The following is a 21,454-nucleotide window of genomic DNA, read 5'->3' as shown; positions in this document are numbered from 1 at the left end:
TCAGTTCTGTCTCCGGAACGGTTCGGCCAACTGGCCGAGGTAGTCGTCCGGGTAGTCGGGCTTGGCCGCCATTCCGAGATCGTCACTGCTGAAGCGCTTTTCCGGATCGAAAGAATAAGTGCGGAACAGGTGATCCCAGATCAGAGTGAACAAACCGAAATTGACGTCACCGATTCCCGCCCACTTCAGGTGATGGAATCGGTGGCCGGCGTTGAGGGCGAGTATCGGACGCAGGGGGCCGATGCGGTAGTCGGCATTCGAATGCTGAAGCAGGAGTTGGACAGCGACACAAACCGCGAGCGCCGAGGCAACTGGAACGGGCATCCCGAGGAGGATCAGTGGCAGGACGCCACCGGCGGTTTCGAAAGTCTGATGCACGGGGTGCTTCATCAGTCCGTTCATACCGTAGAACCGTTCGAGGCTGTGATGAACCGCGTGGAAACGCCACAACCATCCAACCTTGTGGCTGATCAAATGCACCACGGTGATGCCGAAATCGGCAACCAACACTGCGAAGACGACCTGAAGGACAAACGGAAGACCGCTCGGCCACAGCCCGTCGAACGGAATCACCGCGGCCATCAACGGGATTACCGCGACGCTGACCAAGATGAGGGATTCGTTGACAAACGCATGGACAGCGTCGCGAAACCTGTCCGGTCCCGGGGCATTCCACGAAGATTCGTAGGGAAGCGCCCGTTCGGCCGCGAAAGAGCAGACCACTGCGAAGAGAATCAATGCCACCAGTGACCATTTCGGCGCACCGGATGCCGCCAGCGCGATTGCGGCTCCGTTGATTCCCAAGAGCATGAACGGGACGTACCCGTATCTGACGATGAGGGTGAGCATGTATTCGATGGTGCACGGCGCGGGTGGTCCTCGACTTGTACGAATCGGTCGACTTTCAGTCAGCCGAACAAGCGGTGTCGCGTTACTTCGTCAGCACGGTGGCGAGTGCAGCGCTCAGATACGGAGTGATGTTCTCGACGACCCGTGTCACGATCGCAGTGGCGACGTCAGCCGGTTGCAGTGGCACCGACGGTGTCTGCGGCAGCGCCGGGGGAGCAGGCGGAGCGGGCTCGGACATCATCGGCGTGTAGGTGTTGTGCTTCGTGAAGTAGCCGAAGACCGAATCCACGAACACCTCGGGCGCATCACGCGGCTTGGGCATGTTGCAGATGCCGTCACCCTCGATGCAGACTTCCTGCACTGCGATGTCTCCGAATCCGCCGCGTGCTCCGGACATCGTCGCTCCCGGAACGACATTGGGCACTACGGTTTCGATGCCCCCGGCCGAGTTGCGAGGGTCGGCGTAGAGGACGCCTTCGACTTGCGATTGGGGAATGGATCCGTCACGTGCGATGTCACCGAGAACGTCGCCGGCAATCCGTGCTCCCTGTGAGTATCCGGTGACGACGATCTCGCTGCCCGGGCACTGAGCGTGGAAAGCGTTGACTTCGGTGCGAAGCGTCTGGGCGCCGGCGGCAACGCTCTGGTCGTACGTCTGTTCGCCGAGCGGCCAGAAGCTGGCGGGGTAGGTCACCGGCTTGGAGGCGTAACCCTGGGCGACGTAGCGGTCGGTGACGGGTTGCGTCGTTTGTCCCGTCGGATCCCACGTTCCGCCGACCGCGAATACCGCACCGGCCGGGCACGACCCACCGTCATTCGGGTCCGCTCCGGCAGGTACCGACATCACAAGAGTCACCCCCGCTGTGACTGCAACCGTGCATGCCACTGACATCGCGTATTTCCTCATCGGGCCTGTCCCCATCTATCTACGTTCTCGTTCACTGGCGAGACAACCCGCGGTCCGACGCGTTTCGTTCGGTACTGAAGAGAATGGTGATGGGGCGATAAGTCCTGGAGGTAATCCGTGCGTAAACAGGAAGTTGCCGACCGGCGCTGTTTACTACCAGCGTGTGTGGGGCGTCACGGCGTCGGTACCTGCGGCGGGTGATCCGGCTCGAGGAGGGTTCCGATCTCCTTCCCCATCGACACGGCGTTGTTGAGGTCCGCGTTGGTTGTCGGCCCGAGTGTGGCGTAGACGACGATCGTCGTCTTCGAATCGGGGTAGTAGAGCGCGAGACCGTTGTAACCGCCGTACGACGGGTTCATCACCAGCCAGCCGTCGAGGTGCCCGGTCCCGAAGGAAAAGAACTTGTCCGCCGTCATACTTCCCAAGCCCGCAGTCGTCGGCGCCATCTGCTGCTCGAAAGCCTTGTCGGAGAGTAACTCTCCCGTTCCCAGCGCGCGCACCCACTTTCCGACGTCGGCGACAGGCGCGTTCATGTTTCCGCTGTGCAGGAACGCCGTCGGATTCCAGAAAGTGGAGTCTTCGAATACTCCACGTTCATTGGTGTAACCGTGCAGGATCGGTTCGTCCATCTGCGACGTGAGTACAACGCTGCTGTGATCCATCCCGAGTGGATCGAAGACGCGCTGCTGAAGTAGTTCGCCCAGCGGTTTTCCAGTCGCTTTCTCCATGACGTCGCCGAGCAGCGTCAGGTCGCTGTGCGCGTACGCCCAACTGGTGCCGGGTTCGAACAACGGCGGGCGGGAGTTGGCAAGATCCAGGATCTCTCGAGAAGTCCAGCCCTTCATCGGGTTGTCCGTGAAGAGTTTGAGGAACTGTGGATCGGTCACGTAGTCGGAGATGCCCGACGTGCTGTTGGCCAGCATTCGCGGAGTGATGGTGTCTGCGCGTGGAAAGTTCGGTTCCCACTTCGCGATCGGTTGATCGAGGGGAAGCGTTCCCTCTTCGTCGAGTTGCAGCAGGACTGTCGAGAGCATCGGTTCCATCGGTTGGCCGACGCGCAACTGCATGTCGGTTGTCGCCGGAACTCCGACAGGGGACTCTCCGACGGCGCCGAGAGCAACTTCGTCGTCGCCTCGCCACACCCCGAACACAGCGGCACTGAGGCCCAAGTCGGCCACTTGGCGGCGGACGATGTCCGTGATCTCGGTGGATTCCCGACTGCTCGAGGTGCTGGGAGAGGCGCTGCCCGTGTTTGTTGCGGAGTCATCGTCGGAACTGCACGCAGCGGTTGCAATGGCAACGGTCAAGGCGATCGACAGAGCAGACAGCCGCACCCGAGCGCGGTGGTGGGAGGAAGTCATGCCTGCGATCCCTTCGATGTGGAAATCGAGCAACCGACGCCGAGCAATGTCCCAATTGGCCGAATTTACCGCAGTTGGAAGGAGGAGGGGTCAGATCGACCGTATAGGCGCAACTGCTGTTCCAGTGCAGTCCTCATTCGGGTGCCGCGTCCGGTTCCTCTCGCAGGTCCTGCGCTTGCTGAAGCTCGGCGTTGATGCGACGGGCTTCGGTGAGTTGGTCTTCGAGGATGATGATGCGGCAAGCAGCGTCGAGCGCCGTGCCGTTGGCTACGAGTTCGTGCGCGCGGGCTGCGATGCGCAGCTGGTAGCGGGAGTAGCGGCGATGTCCGCCCTCAGAGCGTTGTGGGGTAAGCAGTTTCGCGGCATCGAGGCTACGAAGGAAAGCTTGCCTGACACCGAGGATCTCGGCCGCATGTCCCATGCTGTACGCAGGATAGTTCTCGTCGTCGAATCTGCCGGAGGGGTCCCCCGGTGGTGTATCTGCCGGAATGGCTCGCTTCTTTCGCTGAACGGACGGGGCCCCCGGCGCGAGGAGCGCCGGGGGCCGGATGGGGTTGAACTTACTTACATAACTGCATTCTTTCGAACTTCCGGACTCGCACAAGACATCCGGTAGCCGCTTTGAAGGGGGGTGCCGGGTCCGACTACACACTCACACACGAATTCGGCCCCGGCACGTCCCTGCCCTGCGGTACTGCTTGCGGGTAGTTCATCTCTCCCGCATCTCTTGACTCGTTCCTTGCTACGAGAAAAAAGATACAACAGCCTCGCGAGAATGTCTACCCTGACCGCTGTAGATATTTTGTTGCGAACATTCTAGGTGTTGATATTCAGGAACGGCCTGGTCGCCGGGGGTGAGAGCGCTCAATGTGAGTCATAGGAGATGGATCTGGGACAATGCTCCGATGCGAAATACCCCGAAGTCCGAGTCGTTGTTGCGCGCCCGCGTGGAGAGGGAAGAGCGCACCGGCTCCTCCGAGCATCCAGCTGGTGGCGCGCCGAACCCCGGAGAGGACTCGTCGTCGTCCGAGCCGGGGGCACGCAGCGACAGCGCCACGATTCGGTCGGCTCGGTCCGAGCTCTCAACTCACGCCAGGGCAGTGGAAAGTATGCACGAGGCGATCCATCCTGATCGCGATTGAGGCAGCTGCCTCGTCGGGATGCGGGGGGACTCCTTCATCCCGCTCACTGCAACGCACGACGGCCGCCGCACTCCCGAAAGTAAGGGGAGTGGCGACGACCGTCGAGTTGTCAGAGTGTGCGCTCAGTACTTGAACCTCAAGGCAGCAACTGGTCCAGGAAGGTGTTGCTGAAGACCTTGTGCGGATCCAACGCGTTGAATGCGGCGTTGGCGGTGTCCCAGTTGTCGCTCGATGGGACGCCGTCGCGGTAGGTTTGGGGGAGGCCCTGGGTGATGATCGGGGTGTCGGTGTACGGCTTGTCGGGGCCGAACGCCCAGCCCTTGGACCACTCGGGGCGGAAGGTGGCGTCGTTGTTGTTGTAGTGATTACGCATCCACTGTTCCATTTCGCGGTAGAACGCGAACATGCCGGGGGTTCCGGGGACGCCGAGGACGTTGAGCCAGATGGCGGTGTCCCATTCCGGATGGTCGGGGCGCGGGCGCATGGCCGAGATGGTGGGGGCGCCTGCCGAGTCGACCTCGACATCCGACGGTTGATCGAGGCCGCAGCAACGGATTTCGACGGGGCCGTTGAGGGGGAACTGTCCGATGGAGCGGTAGTACTCCATGCGACCGTTGAACCACTGGGTGAAGTCGTGGATGACCTGGCCGATGTTGGCGCGCGAGGTGATGACGGCTCCGCCGCCCTCGGTCAGACGAAGGGTGGTGGCCCGGATGTAGAACTGGACGTCCTTGGACCATCCCCACAGGTCGTTGGAGAACGTCGCGGCGAGTCCGGCAACGGTGGTGGCGTACATGATCTGCCCGAATGCCGGTGCGATGCCCGGGTTTCCGGAGTTGATCTGGCCGATCATGTCGGTGACCGGCTCCGGGAGGTTGTCGGAGAAGATGTAGTTGTACGGTCCGGTCACCTCACGCGAGAACGGCGGCTTGGTGGGGGCAAGTGACCACACCTTCATCCACGGGCGTTCGGTGAAGGGGTACCAGATTGCTTCTGCGCGACCGTTTTCGCGGACGAACTTCTCGAAGGTGCGTCCGGACGCTCCGCGGGCGCCGAAGAGTTCCTGCCAACCGATGTCGGTGTGGCTGACGCAGCGCATGCGGTAATTGGGGGCGGCCTGCAAGGTGACGGAGGTGAGGAAGGTGCGTCCGAGGTGAGTCAGCAGCGGCTTGATCGCCGCGTCGCTACGTGCATACGTCTTCAGCGCGTACTCGCTGCCGTTCCAGACCACTGCGGTCAGGGACGTGACGAGGTTGGAGAGTGAGCCGAAAGTCTGTCCGGGAACGTGTGCTTCGCCTTCGGCGGGGAGCGCTGCGCCGTGAGCGTCGACGGCGAGGCAGCCGGCAATGGTCAACACACCCGGCGCCGGCAGGTTCGCGAACCCGAGGCCCTGTGCCTGCAGTGCGGTCGTGATGGCGTCGAGGGTCGCGCCGGGTCCTGCGGTGACGGTGGCTGGGCTGCCACCGGCGTTGACGGAGACTCCGGTGAGGTGGACCGTGGTGTCGGCGAGGATGACCTTGTCGACCGGCGCACCGTTGACGATGGTCAGCGGCGTCCAGCCGTGCATGGCACCGCGGGGACGAATGGTGTAGCCGTTGGCATGGCCCCAGTTCGCGAGGCGGACTACGTCTTCGGGCGTCTTGGGCGAACAGGTCCAGATCGCGTCGAGCATGATCTCCTTGGACCAGTTCTGATATGCCTGCTGGTACAGCGCGATGCCTTCGGGGAAGGCAGGCGGCGGCGTGAGGGTGGAGACAGGACCACCCGCGGAGCCGGAAGAGCCGGCGGGGACGGCGTAGGCCGGCGTCCAGCCGGCGAATGCGGTCGCTGCCACGGCGCCGGCTCCAGCGGCCATGAAACCTCGTCGGGACAGTCGGAACTTTTCGTCTTGTGCCGTCATCTTCGGGCTACTCCATCGGGTTCGAGAACTACGGTGAGTTCTAACAGGTGGGTATCAGACAGGTTGGTATCAGACAAGAGTGAGAACTACGTCAGCCAGGGCAGGAGCTTCGCGCTCCAGTACAGAAGCTGAGATCAGGAGTCGCCCATTGTCTTTCCAGATCTGGATACTCAAGTTCTCGCCGGGAAATACGACCCCGGCAAAGCGGGCCCGAAATCCGGCTACCCGACTGCTGTCGCCGTCGAGCATGGTATCCACTGCGGTCTTGCAGACCATTCCGTAAGTACACAGTCCATGCAGGATAGGCGCTGGAAAGCCTGCCGCGGAGGCGAATTGCGGATCCGAGTGCAACGGATTCCGATCACCACACATCCGGTACAGCAAAGCCTGCTGTGGAAGCACAGGCGTCACCACTGTCTCATCTGCTTCGCGATCCGGAAGCGTAATCGACTCCGACGGACCACGTTCACCCCCGAAACCACCCTCGCCGCGGGCGAAAATGGACGAGCGAGCTGTCCACAGCGGGTTGCCCTCGGCGTCAACCGTGACGGATTCCTGCACGATCACCGCGGCCTTGCCCTTGTCCCAGACCTCGGCGATTCGAGTTGTAGTGCGGCCACTTCCACTTGCCGGGATCGGCTGATGGACAGTGACTTCCTGGCTCCCGTGGACTACCTTCGCCAGATCGATTTCGACGCCGGGGAACGACACCTTCGGTGCTTCGGTGGCGTGGAAGTTGGCGGCGACGGTGGCAAAGGTGGGTAGTACCTGAGGCTTTTCGTCGTCGAGGTATCGAAGCTCGTTCGGATGAAGCGGACGAGCACCTGCCCCCAATGCCAAGTGGTAGTGCTGCACGTCCGACGGGGTCCACGAGAACTCTTGTGGCGCAAGCTCGGCGCCGAGTGCGATCTTCGGATCAATTGGCATGGTCGACCGCCGTCTTTTCAGCTGCAGGTGCTTCGGTTGTCTCGGCCTTCTTCGCACGCTCGACGATGTCGAGTACGGCCAAGTAACCGAAAGTCATTGCGGGACCGATGGTCGCGCCTGGTCCGGCGTAGGTGTGGCCCATGACCGGAGCGCTCGCGTTGCCAGCCGCGTAGAGGCCGTCGATGACGCTTCCGTCTTCGCGTAATGCTCGGCCGTTGACGTCGGTGCAGATTCCGCCCTTGGTGCCGAGGTCACCCGGAACCATCTTGATGGCGTAGAACGGAGCCTTGCTGATTTCGGCGAGGCTGGGGTTCTTCAGTCGGGGATCGCCGTAGTACGCGTCGTAACCACTGTCACCGCGTCCGAAGTCCTCGTCCTTGCCGTTGCGCGCGAAGCCGTTGAACCGATCGACGGTTTCGGTCAGCGATGCGACGGGAAGCCCTGTCTTCTCTGCCAATTCGGCGATGGTTCCCGCCTTGACCACGATGCCGGCCTTGAGCCAGCGGCCGGGGAAGGGGGAGCGGGGAGTGATACCGGCAAACGTGTAGCGGTTGCGGTAGCGCTGATCGAGAATCATCCACGTCGGGATGTTCTCGCCGGGGCCCTCGCCCTGACCGTACTCACCGCCGTACATCGCATGGGTCGCCTCGACGTACGGAGCCGCCTCGTTGCCGAAGCGCTTGCCCGACATGTTGACCATCATGCAGCCCGGGAGGGTGCGCTCGGAGAGAGCGAACCACGGTCCGCCGGTCAGCGGAATGGACGGGCCCCACCAGGCGTCGTCCATGAAATCGACTGCAGCGCCCACTTCTTGGCCTGCGCGGATACCGTCGCCGGTGTTTGCCTTCGCGCCGACGGTCCATTCGGTGCCGATAGGTGCGCGCTGGTACTTCTCACGCATTTCCTTGTTGTGCTCGAATCCGCCGGATCCCAACACGACTCCGTGGCGAGCGCGGATGACCTGCTCCTCGCCGTCGACGATGACGTTGACGCCGCGAACTGCGCCGTCTTCGGTGTACAGGGAGGTCAGCGGGGTGTTCAGCAGGATGGGTACTCCGGCGGACTGAAGTCCGAGTCGAATACCGGCGACCAGTGCCTGGCCGCGAACCAGCAGATCCTTCTTGGTGGCCTTCGCTGCGAGGAATCGCATGCCGACCTTCATGGCGCGCAGGGGTCCGCGAGGATTGCGCATCAGCAGGTTGAGCCACTTGTAGTCGGCCTGGGTGATGACGAAGTTCTTGGGGGCCTTGACGTAGTCGGGCTCGAGGTTCTTGCGGTCGGCGCCCAACTTGTTGCCGTCGAACGGGGTGGGCTCGACACTGCGGCCACCGAGGCGTCCGCCGGGTGCTTCCGGGTAGTAGTCGGAGTAGCCGGGAACCCACTGCAGCTCGAGCGGGCTGTTCTTCAACACGAACGAGAGCATCTCGGGACCGCGCTCGAGATAGGTGTCGATGCGTTCGGGAGCGACAACGTCGCCGATGATGCTGTGCAGGTAGGAACGTGCGGCCTCCGGTGTATCGGTGACACCGTCCGCTTGAAGTGCCTCGTTGTTGGGGATCCAGACCCCACCACCGGAACGGGCGGTCGATCCGCCGTAGTGGGCGGCTTTCTCCACGATGACCACACTCAAGCCCTGGTGGGCTGCGGTCAAGGCCGCTGTCATACCTGCGGCACCACTGCCGACGACGACGATGTCGTATTCCTGCTTGCTCATGTAGAACACGTTATAGAATGATGGGGGTGTCAGTCCATGCTTTCTGCCAGGAAGTATTTCCGGACGTTGTCATTGATAACGAAACACGTTGCAGTGAGATTGAGGATGGTGCGGTGTGACCTGGGATACTTCGGTTGACGTCCTTGTGGTCGGGTTCGGTGTGGCGGGCGCCAGTGCGGCGCTCGAAGCTGTAGCGGCCGGTTCGTCGGTTTTGGCAATCGACCGAGCACTCGGTGGTGGTGCCAGCACGATTTCCGGAGGAATCTACTACGCCGGCGGCGGCACCGTGATTCAAAAGGAAGCCGGTGTCGAGGACAGTCCCGAAGCCATGCTCGCCTACCTGAACCGCGAGGTCGGTGACGCGGTGACGCCGCAGACTCTGCGCCGGTTCGTCGACGAGAGCCCGGCGTCGATCGACTGGCTGCGCAGTCACGGCGTGCCGTTCGAAGCCTCACTCTGTCCGTACAAGACGTCGTACCCGAGCAACAAGCACTACCTCTACTTCTCGGGTAGCGAATCGGCCGGCGGGTTCCGTGACATCGCAAAACCTGCTCCGCGTGGTCATCGCGCCAAGGGGCGTGGCACGTCGGGAAAGATGCTGTACGGCCCGCTCGCGAAGTCCGCGGAGGCGAAGGGCGTCCAGTTGCTCGGCCAGACGCGAGCGGACCGGCTGATCATCGAGGACGGCCGGGTGCTCGGCGTCGAAGCACTGACGCTGCGTGACGCACCTGCCGGAGTTCGTCGCCGTCACGCGACGCTCGGGTCCCTGTCCTCCAAGCCCGGCGTCTACGCACCGCAGTTGCGCACGATTCTCGACGCACTCATCGCGAAGATCGAGAAGAAGCACGCCAAGCGGATTCGCATCCAGGCGCGCGGCGGCGTGATCCTGAGCGCCGGCGGCTTCGTGTCCAATCGCGAGATGATGCGCACCCATGCCCCCGCCTACAAGGGCGGTATCCCGCTCGGCACGTCCGGGGACGACGGCAAAGGCATCAACCTCGGTGTCGAAGCCGGGGGAGCCACCGACAAGCTCGGCAATGTGTCCGCCTGGCGATTCATCGTCCCGCCGAGTGCTTTTCTCGGTTCCATTTTGGTGGGTGAATCCGGTGCGCGAATCGTCGACGAGTCCCGTTACGGTGCCGCTCTCGGTCAGGCGATGGCGGAGAAGAGCAGCGGAATCGGTTGGCTGCTGGCAGATTCCGAACTCGTTCGCGAAGCGAAATCGCAGATAAGTGACCAGTCGATGTGGTTCCAGCGGGTACAGACCACCGGAATGATGCGTACTGCAGTGCGTGGCAACACCATTGCCGAGGTCGCCCGCAAAGCGGGGATAGACGTCGCCGGCCTTCAAGTCACCGTCGACGCGCACAACTCCGCTGCCGCTGCCGGACAACCTGATCCGATGGGTAAACCGTCGGACTTCGTCAGGCCGATACTGTCTGCGCCGTTCACGATGTACGACGTCTCGATCAAGCCCAACATGATGAATCCGTGCCCGATGCTCACGCTCGGTGGATTGGTGGTCGACGAATCGTCCGGCATGGTGAAAAACGAGGCCGGGGAGGGTATCCCTGGTCTGTATGCCGCCGGCCGTACCGCGGTCGGTATCTGTTCCAACTCGTATGTGAGCGGCTTGTCGCTCGCCGACTGCGTGTTCTCCGGACGACGAGCCGGTCAGCACGCAGCCGCATTCTCCACAGTCGGAAAGGCCTGAACGATGCTCTCGACGCAGATCCGCGGCGAACTTGCCGACCATCTTGATTCGGCGGAACGGGATCGCGCTCCGATCAGCCCGCTGATCGCCACGTATCCGGACATCGACGTCGTCGACGCCTACGAGATCCAGCTCATCAACATCAGGCGTCGTGTTGCCGGTGGCGCAAAGGTGGTCGGACACAAGGTCGGACTCTCGTCACTGGCGATGCAGCAGATGATGGGCGTCGACGAGCCAGATTACGGTCACCTGCTCGCCGAGATGGAAGAGTTCGAGAACCGTCCGGTCGACACGTCGCGCTTCTGCTTCCCGCGCGTCGAGGTGGAGGTCGCCTTCATTCTGGGAGCAGATCTGCCGGGCGCCGGGTGCACCGAACAAGACGTCATCGACGCCACTGTCGCCTATGCGCCGTCCATCGAGTTGATCGACAGCCGGATCAAGGACTGGAAGATCGGCCTCTCGGACACCATCGCGGACAACGCGTCCTCCGCCGGGTTCATTCTCGGCAAGGAACGAGTTCGCCCGTCGGACATCGACATCAAGGCGATCGACGCGGTGCTGACCTGCAACGGCGAGCGGATTGCGGAGGGGCGCAGCGATGCGGTTCTCGGTAACCCGGTCACCGCCGTCGCGTGGTTGGCGCAGAAGGTCGACACGTTCGGAGTTCGGCTCAAGGCCGGCGACATCGTTCTGCCGGGTTCGTGCACGCGAGCGATCGACGCTCATCCAGGCGACAACTTCCGAGCCGAGTTCAGCGGCCTCGGTTCCGTCTCTCTTCAGTTCACGTAGGAGTAGTCATGACCAAGGCAAGTGTGGCGATCGTCGGATCGGGAAACATCAGTACCGATCTGTTGTACAAACTGCAGCGTTCCGAGTGGCTCGAACCGCGATGGATGATCGGAATCGATCCCGAGAGTGAAGGATTGGCGCGCGCCCGCAAGATGGGACTCGAGACCTCCACCGAGGGCGTCGACTGGTTGCTGAACCAGGCGGAGAAACCGGACCTGGTCTTCGAGGCGACGTCGGCATACGTGCACCGCGAGGCAGCACCACGCTACGAGGCCGCCGGTATCCGTGCCGTCGACCTGACTCCGGCCGCGGTCGGCCCGGCTGTGGTTCCGCCCGCGAACCTGCGTGAGCACCTGGACGCACCCAACGTCAACATGATCACCTGCGGTGGGCAGGCAACCATTCCGATCGTCTACGCGGTATCGCGTGTCGTCGACGTGGCGTACGCCGAGATCGTCGCCTCCGTTGCATCGTTGTCCGCCGGCCCGGGAACTCGCGCGAACATCGACGAGTTCACCAAGACCACCAGCCGCGGTATCGAGACCATCGGTGGCGCACAGCGCGGCAAGGCGATCATCATCCTCAACCCCGCAGACCCGCCGATGATCATGCGCGACACCATCTTTTGCGCTATCCCCGAAGACGCCGATCAGGCCGCGATCACCGACTCCATTCACCGCGTCGTCAAGGACATCCAGCAGTACGTGCCCGGCTACCGGTTGCTCAACGAACCGCAGTTCGACAAACCGAGCGTCGTTTCCGGTGGCTATGCAACGGTCACCACGTTCGTCGAGGTCGAAGGCGCAGGCGATTTCCTGCCGCCGTACGCGGGCAACCTCGACATCATGACGGCAGCAGCCACCAAGGTGGGCGAGGAAATCGCCCAGAAGCTTCTGAGTGTGAAGGCATGAGCGACATGATTCATTTCGATTCGAGCTGGGACATCCGCGTCACCGACACATCGCTGCGCGACGGCTCCCACCACAAGCGTCATCAGTTCACCGTCGAAGAAGTACGGGCCATCGTCGGTGCGCTCGACGGAGCCGGAGTGCCGGTCATCGAGGTCACTCACGGCGACGGCCTCGGCGGGTCCTCCTTCAACTATGGCTTTTCGAAGACTCCCGAGCAGGAACTGATCAAAGCTGCAGTCGAGACGGCGACCAACGCGAAGATCGCCTTCCTGATGCTGCCCGGGTTGGGCATCAAGGACGACATCGTCATCGCGCAGGACAACGGTGCGTCCATCTGCCGCATCGCAACTCACTGCACCGAGGCAGACGTATCCATCCAGCACTTCGGTCTCGCGCGTGAGCGTGGACTCGAAACAGTCGGATTCCTCATGATGGCTCACTCGATTCCGCCGGAGAAGCTGGCCAAGCAGGCTCGCATCATGGCCGACGCGGGTTGCCAGTGTGTGTACGTGGTCGACTCGGCCGGCGCGCTGGTACTCGAGCAGGTATCCGATCGCGTCGAGGCGCTGGTTCAGGAACTCGGCAACGACGCTCAGGTCGGCTTCCACGGCCACGAGAACCTGGGCCTGGGCGTCGCCAATTCCATTGCGGCAGTTCGTGCGGGAGCCAAGCAGATCGACGGTAGTACCCGTCGGTTCGGTGCCGGCGCCGGCAACGCCCCGGTCGAGGCGTTTGTCGGTGTCTGCGACAAGATCGGCGTCAAGACCGGTATCGACTTCTTCGCCATCGCCGATGCAGCCGAAGATGTTGTGCGCCCGGCAATGCCGCAGGAATGCCTGCTCGATCGTCAAGCGCTGATGATGGGCTACGCCGGCGTGTACTCGAGCTTCCTCAAGCATGCCGAGCGTCAGGCCGAGCGGTACGGAGTGTCGTCCGCGGAACTGTTGGTGCGCGCAGGCAAGCGCAAGTTGGTCGGCGGCCAGGAAGATCAGTTGATCGACATCGCGCTGGAACTCCAGCGCGAAGCAGCGGCTTCCTAGGCCATGGCAGACGTACTGGCCGGAAAAGTGGCCTTGGTGACCGGCGCGTCCTCAGGGTTGGGGCGCGCCGTCACCGAGCTCCTCCACCGCAGGGGCGCACAGGTTTTCGGTATCGCCCGTGACAAGGAAAAGCTGCGGCAGTCGATGGTCGAGGTGGTCGGCACGGACGGTGAGCGTCGTTACGCAGCGACGGACGTCTCGGATTCTGCTCAGTGTGATGCGGCGGTGCAAGCGTGTGTCGACGCGCTCGGTGGTATCGACATCCTCGTCAACGTGGCGGGATCGCACTCGCTTCGTCACACGGCGGATATTGCGGATTCCGAATGGGCACATGACCTTGCGGTCAATCTGAACGGACCGTTCTTCCTTTCCCGAGCAGCACTGCCGCACTTGCTGGAGCGGGGCGGCAACATAGTCAACGTCTCCTCGATCGCGGGGCTGGAAGGGCAGGCGTACTCGGCTGGATACTGCGCTGCCAAGCACGGACTCATCGGACTGACCCGAGCGATGGCGATGGAGTACACCGGAAAGTCTCTGCGTGTCAACGCAATCTGCCCCGGCGGCATGATGACTCCTCAAGTCACCGGATTCACCTTCCCCGACGGAGTCGACTTCGACCTCGTCATGAAGGTTGCCTCGCCGCGTGGCTTGATGGAAGCCGAGGACGTTGCGAAGATGGTGGCTTTCGTTGCCTCCGACGACGCCTCGGCGATACACGGGGCCGTCTACTCGGTGGACAACGGAAAAATGGCATGACCCCGTTGGTCTCGGGACCGATCTTCCAGATCTGCTGGGTGGTCGAGGACATCGAGGCCGCCGAACAGGAGTTCACTCGGCAGTGGGGAGTGGAGCGATGGCTACGTATGCCAGACATCGCCTTTGGTCCCGAGACCACAACCTTTCGCGGGGAGCCCGCAGACTATGTCGTGCACGTGTCGATCGGATATGCGGGCAGCCAACAGCTCGAGCTGATCCAACCAGTGTCTGGACGCAACCTGTACACGGAATTCCTGGAGACTCACGGCGTCGGAGTTCATCACCTGGCTTGGGTTCCCGACGATTACGAGGCGACGTTGCTCGAGGCCGAGCGTCGCGGAATGTCGGTGGTGCAACAAGGTCGGGTAGAGGGCGTCGGCATGGAGTTCTCCTACCTCGATGCCGGGCCGTTGGGTGGATACGTCGAGTTGATGAAGCTCTCGCCCGAGATTCGGTTGATGTTCGCTTCGCTCATTCCTGATTGACGGCAAATACTTTCGTGAAGTAGTCGGAAACGTTCTCCGGGTGACCACGGAATCCGAGGTAGCCGTCGGGGCGAATGACCAGCGCCGCCGTACCTTCGACCCCATACGCGGCGCACAGTTGCGAGGCGTTGTCCTCGATGATCGGCACCAGCGAGTCGACGGTCACGGTTCCCGGTGGCACTATCGCGTAGACGTCCAGCAAGCCGTGCGCTGATCGAATTGCGGCGTCGGCGACCTTCTCCAAGCTGTTGATGCTCTCCGCGGATCCGTCCGAAGTCAGCAGTAACGTGTGGTCGACTCCGGACAGCAAGTCGAACAACCGAATTGGATACTGCACACCGTCTCGGCGCATTCCGCGTGCATCGGGTGCACGCTCGCCCGGTTGAACGTGTGGACTCGAAGAATTACGCCCGGTGTTCAGCGGACTCTCCGAGTAGTCGATCAACAATTGAGCCTGGCGCCGCATTGCCGTGTCGATGGAGGACTCTCCCGAACCGATTCCTTCTCGAGCATTTCGGACCGTCATCCCGACGACTTCTTCACCGACCGGCCGCCTTTCGGCGTCGTAGGTCTCGAGAAGATCCGCTTTCGCAACACCTTTGACGGCGAGCGCTATCTTCCACGCAAGATTGTGGGCGTCCTGGATCCCGGTGTTCATGCCCTGCGCGCCAGTCGGGGGATGGATGTGCGCGGCGTCGCCGGCGACAAAAACCCGTCCGCGGCTGTAAGCGTCGACGATGCGGTGGCTGATGCGGAAGACCGAGGACCATCGCAGCATCGAGGCGGTTGTCGGTTCTGGGGACAGTCTGTCGAGCACAGCCTGGATGTGATGGAGTTCAGGTGTCTTTCCGGTTGAAAAACCGTGTTGTACAGCGGCTTTGTTCGACGATTCGTCCGGCATCAACTCGTCCGGAACGAGCATCGACATGCGGTACCGCTTGTGTCCGGGAAGTGGGATGCAGACGAGTAGGTCGTCGGTGGTTCCGTCGTCGGCGGTGTGGTTGGCGCGGACGGAGTAGCCGCTGGGTATCGACCAGTCGACTTCGACGTCGCCGAGCATGTAGCTCTCGGCAAACGCGCCGCCCTCGAAGCTCAGGCCCAGCCCTTTGCGGACCACGCTGTGCGCGCCGTCGGAACCCACCAGGTACCGGGCTGTCACAGTGCTGCCGTCGCTGAGGGTGCAGGTGACGGCGTCGTCGGACTGTTCGAATGCAGTGAGGCCGACTCCGCGTTCGACGGTTGTTCCCAACTCGGTGAGGCGCTCGGTGAGGATGCGCTCCGTCGAGTACTGAGGCAGGCAGAGAAACCAGTAAGGAACGTCGTCGGGGAGGGTGAGGTCGACGCGGCCGACCTCGACGCCGTTCGTGTACATGATCTGACCGCGCATCAATGTCGAGGCGTCGAGTGCCTGGCGGAGCACCCCCATGTTCTCGAAGAGTTCGAGAGTGCGTGGCTGAATCCCGACTGCTTTCGCGTATTGCCGCGGTTCGTCGAGGGGGTCGACTATTCGACAGGAGATACCGCGTCTGCGCAGCTCGATCGCGGTGGTCAATCCGATCGGGCCGGCGCCCGCTACCAATACGTCGGTATCCATGAGGACCCACTCACGTCGGGGACAGTCGGTCATTTAAGTATGGGTACGCGAACTTTTGTTTTGGGGAAATTCGCGCAGATCGGGCATTTTGGGGCTTTCCACACGGGTCGCAGACGTTGAGGTCGTGGGAAGATCGCGACGTGAAGGCAGGCGAGTTGCATCATGAGCCGCCGGGGTACCGGTGCCCGTTCTGTCGCTTCGCGCTGGGCGAGTTCGACGAGCACAACGCGTCGACCGACCTGGTTGCTCGAACCGACCACGCAATCGCTCGGATTTCCCCGAAGTGGTGGCCGGGCAACCCCGGCCACGTACTTGTGTCGCCGATCGAGCACTTCGAGAATCTCTACACTTTGCCCACGAGCGTCGGGCACTCGGTTTTCGACCTGGTTCAGGCCGTGGCTGTTGCAATTCGTGAAGCCTACGGCTGCGACGGCGTCTCGACCCGGCAGCACAACGAACCGGCGGGCAACCAGGACGTCTGGCACCACCACGTCCACGTATTTCCGCGATACGAGGACGACCACCTGTATTCCCGGCATGGCGAGGCGGCCTACGTTCCGCCTGAGGCGCGAGCGCCTTTCGGCGCACTTTTGCGCCCTCGATTCCTTGAACGCTGATCTGCCGCCACATCCTAGTGATGTACAAATCTGCGTGTTTGTAAAACTTTTACCTCAAAAATCGTTGACAAAACGCCATTATTTGTCCACTCTCTATACATAGATGTTGTTCGTGTCGCGGATTACCGCGCAGGACGCACTCACTGATCCGAACGAGAACTGGAGAATTCGATGGCGGCGTTGGTGTACACCGAGCCAGATGGTCGGCTCGCAACTTGGAGAGACCGGAAACGCTACTTGTGGCTGTTGGCGCTGATTCCGTCATCGGCAACTTTCATCGCCGTGGGGCTTGTTACCGCCACCGGATGGAATGTCTTCTGGTGGACCGGCCCACTGATCGCGTTTGCTCTCATTCCCGTCATCGACATCCTGGCGGGTGAGGACGGGAAGAATCCGCCCGACGAGGTGATCGACGAACTCGAGAACGACCGCTTCTACCGGTGGTGCACCTACGCCTATCTGCCGCTGCAGTACACGGCCTTCTTCCTGTCCTGCTACATCTGGGCGCGTTGGGATTTGAGCGTTCTCTCCAATATCGGACTCGCAGTGACGATCGGTGTGACGGCCGGAATCGGCATCAACACAGCCCATGAACTCGGGCACAAGAAGGAGAGCGTCGAGCGCTGGTTGTCCAAAATCGTTCTCGCACAAAGTGCTTACGGTCACTTCTACCTCGAGCACAACCGTGGCCACCATGTGCGAGTGTCGACTCCGGAAGATCCGGCGACCTCGCGCTTCGGTGAGACCCTCTACGGTTTCTGGCCGCGCAGCGTCGGCGGAGGATTGAAGTCGGCGTGGCATCTCGAGAAGACCCGCTTCGAGCGTTTGGGCACCACGCACTGGAGCATCAAGAACGACGTGCTCAACGCCTGGCTCATGTCGGTTGTTCTGTTCGGTGTCGCGCTTGCAGTGTTCGGGATCGGCATCGCGCCGTACCTCGTGATCCAGGCGTTCATCGGGTTTTCGCTGCTCGAAGCGATCAACTACCTCGAGCACTACGGACTCCTACGTCAGAAAACCGCAAGCGGACGGTACGAGCGATGCACGCCGGCGCACAGCTGGAACAGTGATCGCATCTGCACCAACGTCTTCCTTTATCACTTGCAGCGGCACAGCGATCATCATGCGAATCCGACACGGCGCTACCAAGCGCTTCGCAGTATGGAAGAGGCCCCTCAGCTCCCGAGCGGCTACGCCAGCATGATCATGCTCGCCACAGTCCCGCCCCTGTGGCGCAAGGTGATGGACCACCGCGTTCTCGAGCACTACCGAGGTGACATCACCCAGGTCAACATCGCGCCGAAGAAGCGGGCCAAGATCCTCGCAGCCTACGGGGTGAACGCATGAACGCCTACATCTGCCCGATCTGCGACTACACGTACACCGAATCGACAGGTGCTGCGCGAGAAGGCTTTCCGCCCGGCACGCCGTGGTCGAGTATCCCGGACGACTGGTGCTGCCCCGACTGCGGCGTCCGCGAGAAGGTCGACTTCACCCTCGTCACGCAATCCTGATCGAAATACCCACCGGTGAAAGGAAAACCGATGTCCGAGACTGCCACTGCTTACAAATTGTTCCGCTGCCTCCAGTGCGGGTTCGAGTACGACGAAGCGATCGGCTGGCCCGACGACGGTATCGAGCCGGGTACTCGCTGGGACGAGATTCCCGAAGACTGGTCTTGCCCTGATTGTGGTGCTGCCAAAGTCGATTTCGAAATGGTGGAGGTGGACCGCTGATGACAGCGGTCAGCGAGCCCGACACACGCACCGTCGTGATCGTGGGCACGGGCATCGCCGGTTCCGTTGCCGCGCAGGCCCTGCGCAAGGAAGGGTTCGGCGGCAGCATCATCCTGATCGGCAGCGAACCTGAGGAGCCGTACCGCCGCCCGGCGCTGTCGAAGGAGCTACTGTCCGGGAAAGCGTCGTTCGATCGGGTTCGGTTGCGGCCGTCGACTTTCTGGACCGAGCAGGGTATCGATCTTCGGATCGGCGCAACTGTCACGAGTATCGACACAGATTCCCGCACAGTACTTTTAGCCGACGGTGACAGCATCGACTACGACGTTCTGATTCTTGCCACGGGTGGACGGTCCCGACGGTTGGAGAACGAAGATTCCGAGCGCGTTCACTATCTTCGGGATATCGCAGACATGCGACGCTTGCAATCCCAGCTGATCGAAGGATCCTCGCTACTGGTGGTCGGCGGTGGCTTGATCGGATCGGAGGTGGCGTCAACGGCACGCGACTTGGGTTGCAGTGTGCAGGTTCTCGAAGCGCAACCGGTGCCCCTGTCCAGGCTGCTTCCACCGTCGATAGCGGAGAAGATCGCCGCGCTGCACGCCTCGGCGGGCGTCGCCTTGCAGACGGGAGTCGACCTCGAGACGCTCACGACGGGTGCCGACGGCGTCACCGCACGTGCGCGTGACGGACGCGAGTGGACAGCGGAGTTGGCCGTCGTCGCAATCGGATCCTTGCCCGATACCGATGTGGCTGCTGCTGCGGGTATTGCGGTGGACAACGGGATTTCGGTAGACGGATACCTCAGGACGTCTGTCGATAATGTGTACGCGATCGGCGATGTGGCCAACGTGCCCAACGGTTTTCTCGGCGGCATGCACCGTGGTGAGCACTGGAACACTGCGCAGGACCACGCAGTTGCAGTTGCCAAGACCATCGTCGGGAAGGAAGAACCCTTCGAATCCGTCCCTTGGAGTTGGTCGAACCAATTCGGCCGCAACATTCAAGTAGCGGGTTGGCCAGGCGCGGACGACACCGTGATTGTTCGAGGAGACTTGGACTCCTATGACTTCACTGCGATCTGCATGCGCGACGGAAATATCGTCGGTGCTGTGAGCGTGGGCCGGCCGAAGGACATTCGTGCCGTCCGAACCCTTATCGAACGCTCGCCGGACATCAGCGCCGACGTACTTGCCGATACAAACAGGGATCTGACCGAACTTGCGGCGGGTCTTGTCGCCTCACCGGTGCTCTGAGTGCACTCGTGACTTCTGTGGCTTGCGTGTCCACCGTTTTGACACCGAGCACGGGCGATGGAAATCTTCCCGATATGTCCACCGCTCGTGCCCGTGTCCCGTACCACGAGGCAGCTCGTCAACTCCTCCGTGCGTCAGCGCTCGACGCCACACGCGAACTCTTGACCGAGAAATCGTGGAACGACATCACGATGGCGCATATCGCGGAAGCTGCGGGTATGAGCCGGCAGACGTTGTACAAGGAGTTCACGTCTCGCCAGGGATTGGCGTCCGGATACCTCATCCGGTTTGTCGACGAGTTTCTCGAAGAAGTGGAACGCGAAGTAACGCTGCATCATTCGGATCCGCGTGGCGCGGTCTCGGCTGCATTTCGTGCCTTCTTCGACGCCGGTGCCCGGGATCCGATGGTGGTCAGCATTGTCGGTCCCCGGCCGCAGCACGACCTGCTGAGTTTGGTCACCACCGACGGGACTCCGCTGCTCGAACATGCGAGCGCGAGGTTGGCCGAGATCTTCATGACAAGTTGGGCGAACGTCGACCGCATCCATGCCGAGATGTTCGGCAGCACGATAGTGCGTCTGGCGATCAGTCACGTGACGTTGTCTTTCGGTACCCCCGATCAGATCGCCGAGAACCTGGGGGAGATGTTCGGGCCGTTCCTCGATCAGGTCATCGGTTCGGGAACAGTCGAACCGAACTGAGCCGACAGGATCGATACGGTTTCCGGGCTAGGACGGAAGTTCGATCGAGCGTGATCGCCGTAGTTCTTTGGTGGGAAATATCGTCGTTATGTGTGAATCCGCGTCTCACTTCTCGGTAGCGTGCCGGGCGTAGATCGAGGTGCGATCCGCAGGGGGTGGCTCTCGTGAATTTCCGTCAACGGTGGAGGAATTCGAAGATGAAGAGCCGCAACAAATCTCGAGTGATGTCGACAGTCGCGCTAGTTGCAACATTTGTCATGGCCGGTGCAGGTGTGGCAATTGCCGACGAATCATCGTCAGGGTCTTCCGGCAGCGGATCGCTCGGTTCCTCCGGTGCGGCAGCGGTTGATCCGTTGACCTTCGACGGTTGGGGCACGTGCCCGATCGAGGATCTCGAGGTGACGACGTGCGCCAGCGTCGTAGTTCGCGGAGGGACCATGAAATTGGGCGCACTTTCGGTGCCGATCCCGGACGGAAGCCTCAAGGTTGCGGGCGGAGTGAAATACGCGACCCAGCCGGACAACAGTTTCATCGAGACGTTCGTCGCCAAGCAGGACGGGTCCAACGGGGTCTATTCCAATCCGATTTCGGTACCCGGAGGTGCTCTCGGGATCGATACTCCGCTGGGACTGACTCAGATCAGCGCGACGGTGGAATCGGTGGGAGTCCCGGATCTGAAGGTTCTCGAGCAGGAACTCACCATGCCTGTTCGATTGAAACTGTCTAATCCCTTGCTCGGTGACGATTGCTACATCGGTTCGGTTTCGAATCCGATCAACCTTCACCTGACCACAACCGGAAACCCTCCGTCGGAACCTATCGGTGAGTTCCCCGGTGCAGTGTTCCCGGCAGTCCCACATTCGGATGCGGTGTTTGCGGCGCCCGGAGCCAGCGGGTGTGGACCGCTGGGTGCGCTCAACTGGGCCGTGAATCTACGCGGGGGAGTGCCGGCGGCCAGCGGAAAGAACTCTCTCACCACGTCGAGCGACGTCTACGCGGTGGCTGCACGAAAGGTGCGACCGCCTGCCTGACGGACGCGCAGGCGCTGGAACGTA

At 61.9% G+C, this 21,454-nt stretch carries 22 protein-coding genes; 14 read left to right on the top strand and 8 right to left on the bottom strand.

What is annotated here, in order from left to right:
• The 4 genes from ATN37_RS20255 to ATN37_RS20240 form a co-directional block, all read right to left on the bottom strand.
• Complete coding sequence (locus tag ATN37_RS20255; RefSeq protein WP_054826812.1) at window positions 1-849, bottom strand: sterol desaturase family protein; 849 nt, start codon at window positions 847-849, stop codon at window positions 1-3.
• A gap of 82 nt (window positions 850-931) precedes the next feature.
• Entirely contained in the window at window positions 932-1,741 is an 810-nt protein-coding gene (locus ATN37_RS20250; RefSeq protein WP_003945630.1) for a PE-PPE domain-containing protein, read from the bottom strand.
• 188 nt (window positions 1,742-1,929) lie between these two features.
• Window positions 1,930-3,117: a serine hydrolase gene (locus ATN37_RS20245; protein WP_050794088.1), complete on the bottom strand. Its 1,188-nt coding sequence runs from the start codon at window positions 3,115-3,117 to the stop codon at window positions 1,930-1,932.
• Between the two features lie 133 nt (window positions 3,118-3,250).
• Complete coding sequence (locus ATN37_RS20240; RefSeq protein WP_003945791.1) at window positions 3,251-3,538, bottom strand: MerR family transcriptional regulator; 288 nt, start codon at window positions 3,536-3,538, stop codon at window positions 3,251-3,253.
• Window positions 3,539-4,022: 484 nt separating this feature from the next.
• Here ATN37_RS20240 and ATN37_RS20235 point away from each other — a divergent pair, with 484 nt between their 5' ends.
• A complete protein-coding gene (locus ATN37_RS20235; RefSeq protein ID WP_218695549.1) occupies window positions 4,023-4,259 on the top strand; it encodes a hypothetical protein in 237 nt (78 codons plus the stop codon).
• Window positions 4,260-4,395: 136 nt separating this feature from the next.
• Here the strand turns inward: ATN37_RS20235 and ATN37_RS20230 are convergent, their stop codons facing one another.
• The 3 genes from ATN37_RS20230 to kstD form a co-directional block, all read right to left on the bottom strand.
• The gene (locus tag ATN37_RS20230) at window positions 4,396-6,159 is read right to left on the bottom strand and encodes a cholesterol oxidase substrate-binding domain-containing protein (RefSeq protein WP_007734073.1); all 1,764 of its coding nucleotides are present in this window, start codon (window positions 6,157-6,159) and stop codon (window positions 4,396-4,398) included.
• A gap of 69 nt (window positions 6,160-6,228) precedes the next feature.
• A complete protein-coding gene (locus ATN37_RS20225; protein ID WP_218695548.1) occupies window positions 6,229-7,086 on the bottom strand; it encodes a MaoC/PaaZ C-terminal domain-containing protein in 858 nt (285 codons plus the stop codon).
• Complete coding sequence (kstD, locus tag ATN37_RS20220) at window positions 7,076-8,800, bottom strand: 3-oxosteroid 1-dehydrogenase (RefSeq protein WP_007734077.1); 1,725 nt, start codon at window positions 8,798-8,800, stop codon at window positions 7,076-7,078. The genes ATN37_RS20225 and kstD overlap by 11 nt, the downstream gene beginning before the upstream one ends.
• 115 nt (window positions 8,801-8,915) lie before the next feature.
• On the opposite strand from kstD, the gene ATN37_RS20215 reads away from it, so the two are divergent.
• The 6 genes from ATN37_RS20215 to ATN37_RS20190 are packed head-to-tail and all read left to right on the top strand — an operon-like array spanning window position 8,916 to window position 14,495.
• Window positions 8,916-10,514, top strand: a complete 1,599-nt coding sequence (locus tag ATN37_RS20215; RefSeq protein ID WP_218695547.1) for an FAD-binding protein — start codon at window positions 8,916-8,918, stop codon at window positions 10,512-10,514.
• Window positions 10,515-10,517: 3 nt separating this feature from the next.
• Window positions 10,518-11,303, top strand: a complete 786-nt coding sequence (locus ATN37_RS20210; protein ID WP_042449395.1) for a 2-keto-4-pentenoate hydratase — start codon at window positions 10,518-10,520, stop codon at window positions 11,301-11,303.
• An 8-nt stretch (window positions 11,304-11,311) separates the two neighbouring features.
• Window positions 11,312-12,214, top strand: a complete 903-nt coding sequence (locus ATN37_RS20205) for an acetaldehyde dehydrogenase (acetylating) (protein WP_218695546.1) — start codon at window positions 11,312-11,314, stop codon at window positions 12,212-12,214.
• Window positions 12,211-13,254, top strand: coding sequence for a 4-hydroxy-2-oxovalerate aldolase (dmpG, locus tag ATN37_RS20200; protein WP_020906144.1), 1,044 nt, complete (start codon window positions 12,211-12,213; stop codon window positions 13,252-13,254). The genes ATN37_RS20205 and dmpG overlap by 4 nt, the downstream gene beginning before the upstream one ends.
• A gap of 3 nt (window positions 13,255-13,257) precedes the next feature.
• Window positions 13,258-14,010 carry an SDR family NAD(P)-dependent oxidoreductase gene (locus tag ATN37_RS20195; protein ID WP_218695545.1) on the top strand — a complete coding sequence of 251 codons (753 nt, stop codon included), beginning with the start codon at window positions 13,258-13,260 and terminating at the stop codon, window positions 14,008-14,010.
• On the top strand, window positions 14,007-14,495 hold the full coding sequence (locus ATN37_RS20190) for a VOC family protein (protein ID WP_058039232.1): 489 nt from the start codon (window positions 14,007-14,009) through the stop codon (window positions 14,493-14,495). Before ATN37_RS20195 ends, ATN37_RS20190 begins: the two co-directional genes overlap by 4 nt.
• Here ATN37_RS20190 and ATN37_RS20185 read toward each other — a convergent pair.
• Window positions 14,482-16,089 carry an FAD-dependent monooxygenase gene (locus ATN37_RS20185; protein ID WP_136471578.1) on the bottom strand — a complete coding sequence of 536 codons (1,608 nt, stop codon included), beginning with the start codon at window positions 16,087-16,089 and terminating at the stop codon, window positions 14,482-14,484. The two genes, ATN37_RS20190 and ATN37_RS20185, sit on opposite strands and share 14 nt — an antisense overlap.
• Window positions 16,090-16,229: 140 nt before the next feature.
• On the opposite strand from ATN37_RS20185, the gene ATN37_RS20180 reads away from it, so the two are divergent.
• From ATN37_RS20180 to ATN37_RS20150, 7 genes are all read left to right on the top strand, one after another.
• Entirely contained in the window at window positions 16,230-16,706 is a 477-nt protein-coding gene (locus ATN37_RS20180) for an HIT family protein (protein WP_054826824.1), read from the top strand.
• Window positions 16,707-16,877: 171 nt separating this feature from the next.
• Window positions 16,878-18,053, top strand: a complete 1,176-nt coding sequence (locus tag ATN37_RS20175) for an alkane 1-monooxygenase (protein ID WP_003945652.1) — start codon at window positions 16,878-16,880, stop codon at window positions 18,051-18,053.
• A complete protein-coding gene (locus tag ATN37_RS20170; protein ID WP_007734092.1) occupies window positions 18,050-18,220 on the top strand; it encodes a rubredoxin in 171 nt (56 codons plus the stop codon). The genes ATN37_RS20175 and ATN37_RS20170 overlap by 4 nt, the downstream gene beginning before the upstream one ends.
• A 30-nt stretch (window positions 18,221-18,250) precedes the next feature.
• Window positions 18,251-18,442 carry a rubredoxin gene (locus tag ATN37_RS20165; protein WP_007734094.1) on the top strand — a complete coding sequence of 64 codons (192 nt, stop codon included), beginning with the start codon at window positions 18,251-18,253 and terminating at the stop codon, window positions 18,440-18,442.
• The gene (locus ATN37_RS20160; RefSeq protein WP_218695544.1) at window positions 18,442-19,698 is read left to right on the top strand and encodes an NAD(P)/FAD-dependent oxidoreductase; all 1,257 of its coding nucleotides are present in this window, start codon (window positions 18,442-18,444) and stop codon (window positions 19,696-19,698) included. The genes ATN37_RS20165 and ATN37_RS20160 overlap by 1 nt, the downstream gene beginning before the upstream one ends.
• Before the next feature lie 74 nt (window positions 19,699-19,772).
• Window positions 19,773-20,399, top strand: coding sequence for a TetR/AcrR family transcriptional regulator (locus ATN37_RS20155; protein WP_007734097.1), 627 nt, complete (start codon window positions 19,773-19,775; stop codon window positions 20,397-20,399).
• 197 nt (window positions 20,400-20,596) lie between these two features.
• Entirely contained in the window at window positions 20,597-21,430 is an 834-nt protein-coding gene (locus ATN37_RS20150) for a hypothetical protein (RefSeq protein ID WP_003945441.1), read from the top strand.
• The last annotated feature ends 24 nt before the right edge of the window (window positions 21,431-21,454 follow it).

Source organism: Rhodococcus sp. MH15 (assembly GCF_019266045.1).
Taxonomy (GTDB): domain Bacteria; phylum Actinomycetota; class Actinomycetes; order Mycobacteriales; family Mycobacteriaceae; genus Rhodococcus_F; species Rhodococcus_F qingshengii.
Note: the sequence above shows the minus strand (reverse complement) of the source record. Positions and strands in the feature narration are given on the sequence as shown.